Genomic DNA, 12,356 nt, shown 5'->3' with positions numbered 1-12,356 from the left:
CGGTCCCGCTCAGGCTGAATTCAATTGGCCGACAGGTGATTTACTCTCGAACGCGCGGAAGGCGCTGCGGTGGAACACGAGCGGCTCGGACTCCGCGGCCACGCTCACCCGGTGCACGCGCAGCAACACCACGGCATGATCGCCGGCGGGCACCTGCTCGTACAGCGAGGTCTCCAGCCAGGCGGTTGCCCCGCCCACGAACGCCGCGTTCCCGTTGCCGCCGTGCAGCTCCACATTCCGGAACCGGTCCCCGCGCCGGGAACTCAAGCCCCGCGCCGCCGGTTCCTGCTCGCTGCTGAGCAGACTCAAACCCAATCGGCTGGCCTGCTCGAGTCGCGGCCACGTCTCCGAGGAGTACTGAATGCAGATCGAGACCAGCGGCGGATCCAGGGACACCGGCACGAAAGTGCTGGCCACCAGACCGTAGGGAGTTCCGCCCAATCGCGCGCACACCGCCACCACACCGCTGGGGAAGTGCGCGAAGGTGCGCCGCAGATCGGCTCCGTCGACGGACGTCAGCACGGCAGCCGCGCCGTGAATCGAGGTCAGCTCGCCCATATCCCCAGTGCAACACCGGGGCCGAAACCTCGACAGGGTTGCACTCACCCCGATCCCAAGCCCGGAGAACAGGAAACCCGCTCGGCCGAGAGGCCGAGCGGGTTGTCCCGATGAGGTGATGCTGAATCGATAGAGCCCCTCGCTCTTCGCAGCCGCGTCGCTTTTTACTTGGGCGCGACGACGTGCGGCTGGTTGATGGTGGTGAAGTACTGGATCGCGGCGGCGATCGCGACCGGCGCGGTCACGAACAGCTGGCCCGCCAGGGTGCCCAGGAAACCGATCGCGGCCATGCCACCGAGGCAGCCCAGAATGGCGGCCGGCACGAACGGACCGAACAGACCCACGATCGCGGCGGCCGCGGCGCCCGCGCCGACGATGCCGCCCAGCACGCAGCCGACGCCCGCGCCGCCGATGCCGCCGACCAGGGTGCCGATGGTCGCGCCCACGGAAATCGTGTCCTTCATGCGGTTCCAGGCCGCCTGCTCACGGTCGTAGTCCGACTTCCAGGGCGCCTGGTCCTCGTACGGCAGGGCGACGTCCTTGGCCAGCGGCGTGTAGGTCGCGTGGTCCATGTCGACCTGCGGGGTCAGCGTCGCGGTGTTGCCGGAGATGTCCGCGGCGATCGGGAAGGTGAAATCATCGACCTTCAGCTGCAGCGGCACACCCGCCACCACGGTGCCGTTGGCGGCCTTGATCTCGAAGTTGCCGTTCTCGACCACCAGCGAACCGGCATCGGTGCGGATGATCGCGTTGGTGTCGGTGGTGGTGGCGGTGTAGTTGATCGGCGCGTTGGCGTCGGTGGCCGGGGCCGCGTTCACGGTGCCCGCGGTGACACCCAGAGCGGCGATCACCAGCGCGGAAGTCGCGGCGAATTTGTTGAGACGCATGTGAATTCGAGATTCTCTCTTCGGATGAGCAGGAGCGCCCCAGGGGGAGACATTGTCAGGTGTGCCCACTGGGACGCTGTGATGAAAACCGGCCCGCACGAACAGTGAGTGGCAGATCGGTTCCGCGTGGATGAACCTTTGCCCATCGGTTGCGGAATCGGCTACTTGGACTGAATGTGCGGCTCGTTGATGGTGGAGAAGTACTGGATCGCGGCGGCGATCGCCACCGGCGCGGTCACCAGCAACTGGCCCGCCAGGGTGCCCAGGAAACCGATCGCGGCCATGCCACCGAGGCAGCCGAGAATGCCCGCGGGAACCAGCGGACCGAACAGACCCACGATCGCGGCCGCGGCAGCGCCCGCGCCGACGATGCCGCCCAGCACGCAGCCGACAGCCGCGCCGCCGATACCGCCGACCAGGGTGCCGATGGTCGCACCCGCGCCGATGGTGTCACGCAGGCGGCCCCACGCGGCCTGCTCACGGTCGTAGTCCGACTTCCAGGGAGCCTGATCCTCGTACGGCAGCGCCACATCCTTGGCCAGCGGCGTGTACTTCGCGTGCTCCACGTCGACCTGCGGGGTCAGGGTCGCGGTGTTGCCGGAGATGTCCGCGGCGACCGGGAAGGTGAAATCGTCCACCTTCAGCTGCAGCGGCACACCCGCCACCACATTGCCGTTGGCGGCCTTGATCTCGAAGTTGCCGTTCTCCACCACCAGCGAACCGGCATCCGTACGGACGATCGCGTTCGTATCGGTGGTGGTGGCGGTGTAGTTGATCGGCGCGTTGGCGTCCGCGGCCGGAGCGGCATAGGTGGTGCCGGCCGTCACACCGGTGGCCGCGATCACCAAAGCCGCGGTCCCGGCGAATTTCCTCATTTGCATTCTGATTACTGCTTCCACTACCGGACTGAACTGTCGGCGGCCAGCATCAATGAGGTGCAGTCGTTTCTGGAGGTTAAAAACCAGCTTGATTCTGTCGGGCGGGGAGAGCCCGGTTACTTCGCCTTGGCGGCGGCCTTGGCCTGTTTCTTGAATTCCCGGACCTGGGTGAGGGATTCGGCGTCGGTGACATCGGCGACCGAACGACGCGACCCGTCCTCACCGTAAGCGCCGGCGGCCTCGCGCCAGCCGGGCGCGGTGAGGCCGCGTTGCTTACCCAAGAGGGCCAGGAAGATTCGCGCCTTTTGATCGCCGAATCCGGGCAGCTTCTTGATGCGTTTCAGCACTTCCTTGCCGTCGGGATCACCGGCTGTCCACAGGTCCGAGGTTTTGCCGTCGTAGTTCTCGAGGATGTAGCGGGCCAGCTCCTGCACCCGCCGGCCCATCGATCGGCCGTAGCGGTGGATGGCCGGAGGCGTCGCGGCCAGCTCCTCGAATTCCTCGGGATCGGCGGCCGCGATCTTTTGGATATCGAAGCCGCCCATTCGGCCGGCGAGTTTCCACGGGCCGCGGAATGCGTGCTCCATCGGAAACTGCTGATCTAGTCGACCAGTCTGATAACCGGGATAGCTGGACGTGTACGGTTTGCCAGCCTGCACGAAACGTACCTGATGAAGCTCTAAGCCCGGAGGTTGCCTCTAATGAACAGCGGCCTACGCGCCCTGGTTGGCGCGCGTGTGTCCGTCGTCCAAGGACCTGAGAAGGTCTCGAACTTCGCACAGCTTGAAACCGGTATGCGATGGGCCGACGCCAACGGCCTCTCGGTCGTAGCGATGTTCCAGGACCTCGACGTCTCGGCAGGCAAGTACACCCCGTTCGAACGCCCAGACCTCGGGAAGTGGCTGACCGAAGAGAAGCTATGGGAATGGGACGTCCTGATCTTCTCGAAGATCGACCGCATGTTTCGGTCGACGCATGACTGCGTCGAGTTCGCGAAGTGGTGCAAAGAGCACCGGAAGATCCTGGTCTTCGCCGATGACAACCTAACGTTGAACTACCGCGACGCTGGCAAGTTGAACTCGCTCGATCAGATGATGACCGAGCTGTTCATCTACATCGGGTCGTTTTTCGCACAGATCGAATTGAACCGGTACCGGTCCCGCGCGGAGGACTTTCACCGGGTATTGCGGACCACCGACCGGTGGGCATCGGGTGTGCCCCCCTTCGGATTTCAGACTGTGGACCATCCCTCGGGGAAGGGAAAGACGCTAGCTCGCGACCCATACGGGTATGAGTGGCTATACAAGATCGCCGAGAAGCTGCTAGCCGGTTGGTCGTGGATCAGGATTGCCGCATGGCTGAATGAGTCGAAGGTTCTTACGAATATGGACCGCGCCATGATCAAGAACGGGAAGGAATCGAAAGAGCGCCCGTGGAATGTGGGCACGGTCAAACTCATCATGACGTCGTGGTCGACCCAGGGTTATAAGACGACGGACAAGGGCAAGAAGCCTCATCTCGACGCGGACGGGAACATGGTCCGGATCGCGGAGCCGACGTTCGATGATGCGACCTGGGAGCAGATCCAGCAGGCGGCGGCGAAGCGCTCGTACAACGGCACTCGGCGGGTGCACTCCGAGAACCCGATGCTCGGGGTTGGGTCGTGTGGGCTGTGTGGGGCGCAGCTGGCTCAGCAGATATCGGCTCGACGGGGCAAGTCCACGATCGGGCTTCCCGATAACCGGTACTACCGGTGTGGGCGTACGCCGTTGAACTGCAACGGGATGAACATCAGCGCCGAAGAGGCGGAACGGACTCTCGAGTCCCAGTTCCTCGCCGAGCACGGCGAGAAGCTCGTTATCGAGAAGGTATTCGTCCCAGGCTCGGACAACTCAAGGGAGCTGGAAGAGGTCACGGGCGCGATAGCGCGGCTTCGCGCCGAGTCCGACGCTGGCTTGATCGAGACCCAAGAGGACCAGGACCACTACATTTCCCGGCTTAAGGGATTGACGGCCCGGAAACGTGAGCTGGAAAAGGACACGGTTCGTCCTTCGAAATGGGAAGAGAAGAAGCTGGACATCACTTACGGCGAGGCGTGGGCTCGCTCGGTTGATCCGATCGAGCATCGAGAGATGCTGCGGAAGTGGGGAGTTCGGTTGATTCTCCAACCGAAAAGCTCCGTACCTCGAGTGATTCTCGAGTTTTCGAAGTAGCTCGAAACGGCTGATACGATCTGTGAGACAACAGAAAAACGCGAACCCCCTTCGGACTGGTACTCCTCCGGGGGCTCGACTACACCAAGTCAAAGGTTGGTGCTCACCGATGCTATCTCGAGTTCGGTCCATCTCCGCTGTCCAGGCTGCCACTGCTGGCACGGTCGCGGTTGGTGGGTTCTCGTTCCTCGTCTCGTATACCGCTCTGTCTGAGCTGGCCGAGTACTACAAGATGCCCGACCCGTGGTCGGCCCCGCTGATCGTTGACGGTCTGGTGATCGTCTCCACGATCGCGGCTACCGCGATGCGGCGTCACAGCTGGTACGCATGGGTTTTGCTGTTCATCGGTGCCATGCTCTCGGTCGCGGGCAACGGGCTTCAGGCGTGGCACACCACGGGCTCGTACATCGCGATCGGAATCGCGGCGGTGCCGCCGCTGGTGCTGCTGGCGGTCACTCACCTGACCATGGTTCTCCGGGACCAGGCCGAGGAATCTCCGGCCGTCGCCGAGGTCCGCGAACTGCCCGCTACCCCTGCGGTTGACCCCTTCTCCGCCGCCCTGGAGCGGCTCGTGAGTGAGGCCCCGGCTGCGGCTTAGCTGCGCCCGGCCGGTACCCCCAGGAACGACGAAACCCCCAAGGCTTCTGCCCTGGGGGTTACCGGTCGTTCGAGTGGGGCCGTGCTGCTAGCTTCGGGTCTGGTCGGACAGCCGACCACTAAACGGATTGCGACCCGTTCGGAGGCCGGGGAACGCACGCCCCGGCCCTTCGGGTCAGAACGTGTCGTTCACGGCCTCGGCCAGTCTGACCGAGTGCCCTTCAGTCACATAGGCGTCGGTGTGCCGTCCGCCCTGGAGGTACGAGTACGCCTCCCGGATGACTCCGGTCCAGGACGCCCAGTTCTTGATGTTCCACCACCGCTGAGCCCTGTTCTGCGATGCCACGTCTATGACGGATCGTGCCCAGACGACAGGGTCTTTCAGAGTCCAGTAGGCGGACAGGTCCGCGATGGTCCGCAGGGCCGAGCCTTCGGGCAACGCGGTGATCGGGTCGCCGACGGCGGCGGCCCACAGCACCGGCATTCCGTCGATGCGTCGTTCTCCGGAGATTCCGTATCCGCCCGGATCGGGTCCTGTGGTGTTCAGCCCGGCGGGCCGTGACGGGTCCGCGATCAGTGCTGCGCCTCGGATATCGAGATGCGGGTACGTGCCGTACCCCCAGTCTCTTGCGATGTCTCCAGCGATACCCGCGCCTTGCGAATACCCGGCGAGGATGACCGGGTTCGGGCTGGCTTCGATGGCGTTGATCAGCGCCACTCGCCCAGCCGCGACGGAGGCGGCGTAGGTGACCTGTTGGCCGTAGTCGGCCGGGTAGGGGATGTGGCGTGCCTGGAATCGGTTTGGGTCCAGGGTGTCAGCGAACGCGTTGGTCACGGGGTGGCCGAGCGGTGCCCATGTGCCGCCCATGATCAGGACATCAATCAAGCTTTCGGTCTTCCAATCACGAAGGGTGCCAGGAGAAGAAAGCCGGTGAGTACACCGGCCGAGAACCAGAACTGAGACGACATCAGAAGCCGCATCCGCTGTCGGAGCTGTACGAACTGGTGTCGCACGAGTAGGACGAACCCGAGTCGTACGGAGCCGAGTAGTCGGTGAAGGTGTACGTCGGGGCGGGCGAGCTGTACCCGGTCGACGTTTCGTAGCGCTTGCGCTTGTCCTTGTCGCGGTTGTTCATTCGTGGTCTCCGTTCTCTGAGCCCGGATAGACGACCCGGGTAATGCCTGCTGCCTGAATCAATTTCGAGCACCCACCGCAGGGGGCGCGGGTGATGTAGAGGGTTGCGTCCACCAGGTCTTCACGGTCTGCGTGGATCAGGGCGTTGCCTTCGGCGTGGATTGCGTGGCACGCGCCCGGACCGGTGTCGTACGAGCTGCCTGGCTCGCATCCGGAGGTCCGGCGCGGACAGGACTCACAGCCGGGGGTTCCGGCGGGGCTGTCGTTGTATCCGGTCGAGCGGATGCGGCGGTCTCTGACGACCACGGCCCCGACCTTCGAGCGTTCGCAGGATGAGCGGATAGAGGCCGTGCGGGCGATCTGCAGGAAGTACTCATCCCAGCTTGGCCGCGTCACGCGGCTGCCTCCTGCGCCGTCTGGAGTTCGATCTCGAGCAGCATGATTCGGTGGATCAGCTCGTCTTTCTCGCGGTCGAGCCGATCGGCCTCGTCGAGCGCTGCGTGGACTTCTTTCGTCAGCTGCGGCAGTGCGCCGTGAATCGCGGTGATGAACTGGGCATCGGTGCCGGAGAAGGCGTTTGCCACGATGTACGACGGTTCGTCGTCGTCGCGGAGTACCTCGATATCGGTGGTGCCGATGGTTTCGCCGATGATCCACAGGCCGGTGCCGGCCTCGGAGGTCTTCGCCCACAGCGAGTACAGGCGGTCGACGAATTCGCGGGTGTCCATTCAGCCTTTCATGTATCCGTGGCCCCAGCTCTCGCCGTAGACCTCTGCGTCGGTGTCGATGTCCACGCCGCCGAGGTCCATCCGCATGTGGCGGGCGATCTCTCGGGCTCCCCATGCGGCGTGCTTGGTTGGGACGGAAGCAATCACTTCGTCGTGAACCGGAAGCCGCAGGTACGGCGTGAATCCGGCTTCGTCCAGAGCGAGCAGCCCGCGGCAAGTCACATCGCGGGAAGTCGACTGGATCATGTAGTTCAGCGCCGAGTAGGCGCGGTCCCGGTCGACGGGGAGGCGTCGGCCAGTGCGGGTGGTGATGTAGCCCTGGTTCCGGGCTACGGTCTGGAGCCGCTTCGAGAGCTTGGCGACTCCGGGGTATGCCTTCTCGAATCCAGCGATGACCCGCTTGGCGGTGGCGACGTCGATATCTGCCTGTAGGGCAAGGGTCTTCGCTCCCCCGCCGTAGACCTGCAAGAAGTTCGCCATTTTGCCGACCTTGCGGCCGACCCCGGCCGCGTTGGCGGTGATCTGGTGAAGGTCGGCGTCCTCGGCGAACGCCTTCCGCATGGTGGCGTCACCGGACAGTGAGGCGAGGACTCGTAGCTCCTGAGCCTTGTAGTCCACGGCGACAATCGAATTGCCGGGCTCGGCGACGAAGCACCGGCGGATGATCCAATCGGAGCTAGGTAGCGTCTGGGCGGGAATGCCGGTGATGGACATCCGCGCTGACACGGGACGACCCCCGGCCGAGGGGCAGCCGGGGGTCGCTTCTGCGGCGGGCTTAGTCGGAGGACATGCCACGTATGCCGGGTGGGCCACCGTGGAAGTTCACCGGGTGTCCGCTGCCTTGCAACGCGGCTCCGGCGATCTCCATCGCTGCGTCGAGCGCCTGCCATCCGTCGATGCCAACCCCCGGCGAGCCCGAGATCGGCTGGTCCTCGATGCCTTCGATTCGCCACGGGCAGAACCAAGTTCGCTCAAGGCTGGGATGCGGGCGAGGCTTACCGACTGCCACGATCACAGGCCCTCCGTGCACCTCCGAGGTCAGTTCACGGGTGGCGACGGGGTCGCCGAACGGTCCGACATCCCGCTTGAAGTCGATCAGGGGCTCTGTCATAACCGCCAGCCTAGAACGTGACGGTGCCGCACGCGGGCGCAAAGTCGACGCCGTCCGGCTTGGGCAGAGTCGAACTGAGGCACGGGTCGTCGGGGTACGAGTTCGGGTTGCGCCTGCATTCGGCGTACCAGTCGTTGACCACCTTGTAGCACCGCTGAAGGTAGGTGCCGTTCCCCGGCCGATCGTTCAGGTAGTAGGCGTTGCAGAGGTTGGTGAGGTACTGCGATCGCGTGTCGCACCATTCATCGTGCGGAGTCGCATGGGCGGCTCCAACACCCAGCGCAACGGCGGTGAACAGGGACAGTGTGAATAGAACAGTGCGAATCATGTTGCGTAACACGTGTTTTCCTTTGAATGCAAAGCCCCCCGGCCAATCGGCGCGGGGGGCGGGTTACTGCGTATCGGAAGGGCTCGCGGTTAGCTCTCTGTGACACCTCCTCTCGGTGTCAGTGATCTCGAGGGGTTCTACGTCGATGACGCAGATCAACCCCGCCTCCTCGAGCTCGAGCAGGTCACGGTGTGCGATCTCGGTCAGGTCGGCCGCCGTGAACGTCTCACCGATCCGGCCGTCCTCGGTCACGGGAGCCCACCCTCCTTCGGGGTACTGAACCCACCCGACAGGCCGCTCCTCGCTGAGAAGGGCAATCGCTTCTTCCACCGCTTCGACGGACATCTCACGGCCTAGCTCGAAGCGCCCGCTCGCGCGTACGTGTTCTCCGGGCTCACGGTGACCACGTCCACGCTCCGCACGAGGTCAGCGGGGACATCTTCGCCGGGGAAGTGCGCCAGGCTGGCCGTGAACACCGCCTCGGCCCCGAGGCGGGTAACCGTGGTCTTCAGCCCCACGAGGGGCCGCTCGTTTCCTCTGCCGTCGACGACCACGATCTTCGCGAGGTCGTATCCCATCCGCTTTGCGACACTGCGGATCTGATCCTCGTCCCATTGCTGCTGTGCGCCGGATACATCGCATCGCAGGTATCCGACTGCGGTCGGTCGGAACTTCATTCCGGCACCCCTTGTCCCTTGGCGGCCCAACCCAATTGGTGAGCACCCGCCGCCGGGGCTTTGCTGAAGCACTGTCGTCCCGGCGGCGGGGTTGATTCCAGCGTTCCGGTTGTCCAAGCCTGCGAACAGCGCAAAACTGTAGGCAAATAAGAGCATCGGACTCATGTGGGGAGAGCCGACGAACGCACAATTCCGGGCATTTCGGCTGGCTAAGGGCTTGTCACAACCCGAGCTGGCCGAACTCGTCTGCGATCACGTCGAACGAGAAACAGGCCACCGACCGGGCACTGACGCCCAGGCAATCAGCCGGATCGAATGCGGCGAGATCGCCTGGCCTCGACGTGCGACACGTCAAGCGCTCGTGGCAGTGTTGGGGAGTGAAACGGAAGCAGCCCTCGGGCTGTACCCGAAACGAACCAAGCTGGACGCGGACAAGGACGAAGCCACGAAGCGCAGACAGTTCCTCGCTGTTGCCGGGCTGGCTGCGCCGTTGCTGGGCAGCCAGAAGCCCGTGCGTGTCGGAGCGATCGACGTCGACCACATGCGCCAGAAGTTCGTCAGGCTGGAAGCGCTGGATAGCGAGTACGGTGGCGGCGACACCTTCCACCTGTACTTCACCGAGTTGGCCCGCACCGAGCAAATCCTCCACACCGCCAATCGAGGGCTCGACGTGTCGAACAAACTCGTCGAACTCGCAGCACAGCAGGCCCAACAGGCAGGCTGGGCGGCCTTTGACGCCGGATTCGAGAAGGTGGCTATCGCGCTGTTCAACTACAGCCGCAGCGCTGCGAAGGAGGCCGGTAGTCGAGAGCTTGAGGCGAACTCGCTGGTCCATATCGCCTATGCGACAGGCCAATCCGACTCGATCGAAGCCGCGGACGCAGCCTGTATCGCGCTGGGCGCTGGCGCGACCGGCAAGGCGGTAGCCATGCTGCAATCGCGCCGGGCGTGGTCGTTCGCGACGGCGGGCCAGTCAGACGCAGCCGCCCGCGCGCTGGATGACGCACGCGCCGCCTTGGACGTCAGCGACGACTCTCCGAGCTGGTGCTCGTGGATGAATCCCGCTGAGCTGGACATCATGGCGGGCCGGGTCTGGTCGGTATTGCACAGGCCCGACCGCGCGATCCCTCCTCTGCAACGCGCTCTCGCCGACTACCCGGACAACTGGGCCAGAGACAAGGCGCTGTACCTCACCTGGCTTGCAGACGCCTACCTCGACGCAGGCGATCACATGAGCGCCGTCACGGCTGCCGAGCAGGCTTTCACGCTGTCAGAATCGGTTTCATCAGTGCGGCCCCTGGCCAGGGTCCGAGCAACTGCCCAAAGGGCCTTAGCGGCAAGCGCAGACGGGGCTGAGGGTCTCGCCCGCCGCGCTGCCGCCGCCCGACCGCCTATTCCGTTGCAGCTGTGAACTTCTCGACCCAGTCCGCGTAGCGGTCGATAGCCCATTCGACCGGGTACGCGACGATCTCAGGACCAGCGGCCCACGGGTGCAGCTCCAGAATCCGGTTCGCGAGCCGATCCCTCACCGCCGCTGAGGTTTTGAGGGTCACCCGCCACTCCTGGCCCTCACCGAGTTCATCGTTGTGCCAGAACACCGACATCGCCGGACCAGTCACCTCCGCGCCAGCGGCGAGACGCTCGGACACCACGGTCCGAGCGATGTGCTGAGCATCCTTCTCGGTCGGCGTCGTTGACGTCACCGACCACACCCGCGCCTCTGTCATGAGAGAGACCCTAAGCTGCAAGCGAGCAACGTTCTGCTCATTCAGGGGGACGGGTTACTTGCCACGCCGACCGAACAACGCCCTGATGATCGCAGCCCGCTTCTCCGGCGGGACGTCCTTGATGGCCGACCTGAAGATCAAGACCGATGCAACGGAAGCGGACACTGCCGGGATTCCGGCGACAAGGGCGGCCGTCACTCGGAGACTCCCACCATCACAGGCACACACGCGACCGCAACGAAGCTCATGCGGAAAGGGTAGGTTGAGGCAGGCAGCACAGACAAAGAGCAAAATAAGGAAAGCTCTTTCCCCATTATGCTGTTTTGCTGTGTTTCAGCAATTCTGTGCCCGGCGCGATGACCTCATCTTATAAGGCATTCACCTGCGGATACGAGCCCGGTAAAGACATGATGACCAGGCAAAATAAGGTTACATATGTAACCCAAATCTTCTCGATCCGACCAGTCGGAATGTGTTGCACCCCATAGCATTCACCTACTTTTGTGGCCAATTTACGCCAAGTCCTACAATGCGTAGGAGGACCGACCGCACTCGCATGGAGGCCGACATACGAAGCTGTATGCGAGGTCCAATGCCGACGGGGCTAAGCGTCTTTCGCCTTCGCAGCCGCCTTCGCCTGCTTCTTGAACGCCCGAACTTCCAAGAGCGATTCAGCATCTACGATATCGGCGGCCGAGCGCCGAGAGTTCTTCTCGGAGTACGCGCCCGCGGCTGCCTCCCAGCCCTTCGGCTGGACGCCGAGCTGCTTTCCGAGCAGCGCCAGCATGATTCGGGCTTTCTGATCCCCGTATCCGGGGAGATCCTTCAACCGCCGGAGGACCTCTTTCCCGTCCGGGCCTCCCTGGGTCCAGATGGCCTCTGTGTCGCCGTTGTAGTGCTCGACTATGTACCGGGCTAGGTCCTGGGTCCTACGCGCCATAGAGCGCCCGTACCGGTGGATTGCGGGCGGCGTCGCAGCGAGTTCTTCGAACTCTTCCGGGTCTGCATCGGCAATCCGGTTGATGTCGAATCCGCCCATTCGATCCGCGATCTTCTTCGGACCCCGGAAGGCATGTTCGAGGGGGAACTGTTGATCCAAAAGCATCCCGACTAGCAGGGCGAATCGGTCCTCCGAGATCAGCTTGTCCGCCTCGGGCTCCTGGGCGATACAAAGTTGACTGGTCACAGATGATCCCTCCGTTGTCAGACTGCTCGGCTAGCAGGGGCCGATTGTCGCACCCTGGGTCTATAGTGAACCGTAATGCCCTGTGACCAGCGGTTATCGGGACAGGATCTGGTTATCAGAGTGCGCGATTAGGCTGATCCAACATCATTCCGACCAACAGGGCGAAATCATCGGTCGAAAGCAGCTCGTCGGCATCGGATTCCTGCGCAATACACAGCGTGCGGCTCACCATGCCTCGATCATCCCATTCTTCGTTCACGGCGGTGACACGGGTCACCTCGAAGCGCGTGAAAGACTAGGCTCGGCCCATGCCCGACACCATGGCTAATTC

General features: G+C 63.8%; 18 protein-coding genes and 1 pseudogene. 3 read left to right on the top strand and 16 right to left on the bottom strand.

The genetic code is table 11. The features are described from left to right. Nucleotides 1-9 precede the first annotated feature (9 nt). From D7D52_RS28845 to D7D52_RS28830, 4 genes and pseudogenes are all read right to left on the bottom strand, one after another. Nucleotides 10-558, bottom strand: a complete 549-nt coding sequence (locus D7D52_RS28845) for a flavin reductase family protein (RefSeq protein WP_120741357.1) — start codon at nt 556-558, stop codon at nt 10-12. 164 nt (nt 559-722) lie between these two features. Continuing rightward, entirely contained in the window at nt 723-1,445 is a 723-nt protein-coding gene (locus tag D7D52_RS28840; RefSeq protein ID WP_120741355.1) for a DUF8020 domain-containing protein, read from the bottom strand. Nucleotides 1,446-1,606: 161 nt separating this feature from the next. Next, nucleotides 1,607-2,326: a DUF8020 domain-containing protein gene (locus tag D7D52_RS28835; protein WP_120741352.1), complete on the bottom strand. Its 720-nt coding sequence runs from the start codon at nt 2,324-2,326 to the stop codon at nt 1,607-1,609. A gap of 113 nt (nt 2,327-2,439) precedes the next feature. Then, nucleotides 2,440-2,928 (bottom strand): annotated as a pseudogene (locus D7D52_RS28830) (HhH-GPD-type base excision DNA repair protein); the annotation flags it as partial. A 96-nt stretch (nt 2,929-3,024) separates the two neighbouring features. On the opposite strand from D7D52_RS28830, the gene D7D52_RS28825 reads away from it, so the two are divergent. Together D7D52_RS28825 and D7D52_RS28820 are read left to right on the top strand one after the other, a co-directional pair. Continuing rightward, nucleotides 3,025-4,536: a recombinase family protein gene (locus D7D52_RS28825; RefSeq protein ID WP_120741348.1), complete on the top strand. Its 1,512-nt coding sequence runs from the start codon at nt 3,025-3,027 to the stop codon at nt 4,534-4,536. Between the two features lie 109 nt (nt 4,537-4,645). Continuing rightward, complete coding sequence (locus D7D52_RS28820; protein WP_120741346.1) at nt 4,646-5,134, top strand: DUF2637 domain-containing protein; 489 nt, start codon at nt 4,646-4,648, stop codon at nt 5,132-5,134. Between the two features lie 174 nt (nt 5,135-5,308). Here the strand turns inward: D7D52_RS28820 and D7D52_RS28815 are convergent, their stop codons facing one another. The 9 genes from D7D52_RS28815 to D7D52_RS28785 form a co-directional block, all read right to left on the bottom strand. Next, nucleotides 5,309-6,019, bottom strand: a complete 711-nt coding sequence (locus D7D52_RS28815) for a PE-PPE domain-containing protein (RefSeq protein ID WP_120741344.1) — start codon at nt 6,017-6,019, stop codon at nt 5,309-5,311. Between the two features lie 82 nt (nt 6,020-6,101). Further along, nucleotides 6,102-6,269 carry a hypothetical protein gene (locus tag D7D52_RS38115; protein WP_162958626.1) on the bottom strand — a complete coding sequence of 56 codons (168 nt, stop codon included), beginning with the start codon at nt 6,267-6,269 and terminating at the stop codon, nt 6,102-6,104. After that, nucleotides 6,266-6,664, bottom strand: a complete 399-nt coding sequence (locus D7D52_RS38780) for a deoxycytidylate deaminase (protein WP_222932693.1) — start codon at nt 6,662-6,664, stop codon at nt 6,266-6,268. Before D7D52_RS38780 ends, D7D52_RS38115 begins: the two co-directional genes overlap by 4 nt. Beyond that, entirely contained in the window at nt 6,661-6,996 is a 336-nt protein-coding gene (locus D7D52_RS38775; protein WP_222932692.1) for a hypothetical protein, read from the bottom strand. The genes D7D52_RS38780 and D7D52_RS38775 overlap by 4 nt, the downstream gene beginning before the upstream one ends. Continuing rightward, nucleotides 6,997-7,710, bottom strand: coding sequence for a DNA polymerase (locus tag D7D52_RS28805; RefSeq protein ID WP_120741342.1), 714 nt, complete (start codon nt 7,708-7,710; stop codon nt 6,997-6,999). Nucleotides 7,711-7,771: 61 nt separating this feature from the next. Then, a complete protein-coding gene (locus D7D52_RS28800) occupies nt 7,772-8,107 on the bottom strand; it encodes a DUF6968 family protein (RefSeq protein ID WP_120741340.1) in 336 nt (111 codons plus the stop codon). A gap of 10 nt (nt 8,108-8,117) precedes the next feature. Beyond that, nucleotides 8,118-8,447 carry a hypothetical protein gene (locus tag D7D52_RS28795; RefSeq protein ID WP_162958625.1) on the bottom strand — a complete coding sequence of 110 codons (330 nt, stop codon included), beginning with the start codon at nt 8,445-8,447 and terminating at the stop codon, nt 8,118-8,120. A gap of 51 nt (nt 8,448-8,498) precedes the next feature. Beyond that, complete coding sequence (locus D7D52_RS28790) at nt 8,499-8,780, bottom strand: hypothetical protein (RefSeq protein ID WP_120741336.1); 282 nt, start codon at nt 8,778-8,780, stop codon at nt 8,499-8,501. An 8-nt stretch (nt 8,781-8,788) separates the two neighbouring features. Further along, on the bottom strand, nt 8,789-9,112 hold the full coding sequence (locus D7D52_RS28785) for a hypothetical protein (protein ID WP_120741334.1): 324 nt from the start codon (nt 9,110-9,112) through the stop codon (nt 8,789-8,791). A gap of 163 nt (nt 9,113-9,275) precedes the next feature. On the opposite strand from D7D52_RS28785, the gene D7D52_RS28780 reads away from it, so the two are divergent. Further along, on the top strand, nt 9,276-10,523 hold the full coding sequence (locus D7D52_RS28780; protein WP_162958624.1) for a helix-turn-helix domain-containing protein: 1,248 nt from the start codon (nt 9,276-9,278) through the stop codon (nt 10,521-10,523). Here the strand turns inward: D7D52_RS28780 and cutA are convergent. The 3 genes from cutA to D7D52_RS40430 all read right to left on the bottom strand — a co-directional run bounded on the left by cutA (nt 10,504) and on the right by D7D52_RS40430 (nt 12,302). Next, on the bottom strand, nt 10,504-10,839 hold the full coding sequence (gene cutA, locus D7D52_RS28775) for a divalent-cation tolerance protein CutA (protein ID WP_120741330.1): 336 nt from the start codon (nt 10,837-10,839) through the stop codon (nt 10,504-10,506). The genes D7D52_RS28780 and cutA overlap by 20 nt on opposite strands. A gap of 604 nt (nt 10,840-11,443) precedes the next feature. Then, nucleotides 11,444-12,025, bottom strand: coding sequence for an HhH-GPD-type base excision DNA repair protein (locus D7D52_RS28770; protein ID WP_120741328.1), 582 nt, complete (start codon nt 12,023-12,025; stop codon nt 11,444-11,446). A 115-nt stretch (nt 12,026-12,140) separates the two neighbouring features. Beyond that, on the bottom strand, nt 12,141-12,302 hold the full coding sequence (locus D7D52_RS40430; protein ID WP_425464575.1) for a hypothetical protein: 162 nt from the start codon (nt 12,300-12,302) through the stop codon (nt 12,141-12,143). Nucleotides 12,303-12,356: the final 54 nt, after the last annotated feature.

This window comes from Nocardia yunnanensis, from assembly GCF_003626895.1.
In the GTDB taxonomy this organism is placed as follows: Bacteria; Actinomycetota; Actinomycetes; order Mycobacteriales; family Mycobacteriaceae; genus Nocardia; species Nocardia yunnanensis.
Note: the sequence above shows the minus strand (reverse complement) of the source record. Positions and strands in the feature narration are given on the sequence as shown.

Excerpts from the sequence above, each read along its gene's own strand:
- D7D52_RS28800 (WP_120741340.1), bottom strand. The coding sequence starts at position 8,107 with ATGACAGAGCCCCTGATCGACTTCAAGCGGGATGTCGGACCGTTCGGC.
- D7D52_RS28785 (WP_120741334.1), bottom strand. The coding sequence starts at position 9,112 with ATGAAGTTCCGACCGACCGCAGTCGGATACCTGCGATGCGATGTATCC.
- D7D52_RS28835 (WP_120741352.1), bottom strand. The coding sequence starts at position 2,326 with ATGCAAATGAGGAAATTCGCCGGGACCGCGGCTTTGGTGATCGCGGCC.
- D7D52_RS38115 (WP_162958626.1), bottom strand. The coding sequence starts at position 6,269 with ATGAACAACCGCGACAAGGACAAGCGCAAGCGCTACGAAACGTCGACC.
- D7D52_RS28845 (WP_120741357.1), bottom strand. The coding sequence starts at position 558 with ATGGGCGAGCTGACCTCGATTCACGGCGCGGCTGCCGTGCTGACGTCC.
- D7D52_RS28820 (WP_120741346.1), top strand. The coding sequence starts at position 4,646 with ATGCTATCTCGAGTTCGGTCCATCTCCGCTGTCCAGGCTGCCACTGCT.
- D7D52_RS28790 (WP_120741336.1), bottom strand. The coding sequence starts at position 8,780 with ATGTCCGTCGAAGCGGTGGAAGAAGCGATTGCCCTTCTCAGCGAGGAG.
- D7D52_RS38775 (WP_222932692.1), bottom strand. The coding sequence starts at position 6,996 with ATGGACACCCGCGAATTCGTCGACCGCCTGTACTCGCTGTGGGCGAAG.
- D7D52_RS28825 (WP_120741348.1), top strand. The coding sequence starts at position 3,025 with ATGAACAGCGGCCTACGCGCCCTGGTTGGCGCGCGTGTGTCCGTCGTC.
- cutA (WP_120741330.1), bottom strand. The coding sequence starts at position 10,839 with ATGACAGAGGCGCGGGTGTGGTCGGTGACGTCAACGACGCCGACCGAG.
- D7D52_RS28780 (WP_162958624.1), top strand. The coding sequence starts at position 9,276 with ATGTGGGGAGAGCCGACGAACGCACAATTCCGGGCATTTCGGCTGGCT.
- D7D52_RS28840 (WP_120741355.1), bottom strand. The coding sequence starts at position 1,445 with ATGCGTCTCAACAAATTCGCCGCGACTTCCGCGCTGGTGATCGCCGCT.
- D7D52_RS28805 (WP_120741342.1), bottom strand. The coding sequence starts at position 7,710 with ATGTCCATCACCGGCATTCCCGCCCAGACGCTACCTAGCTCCGATTGG.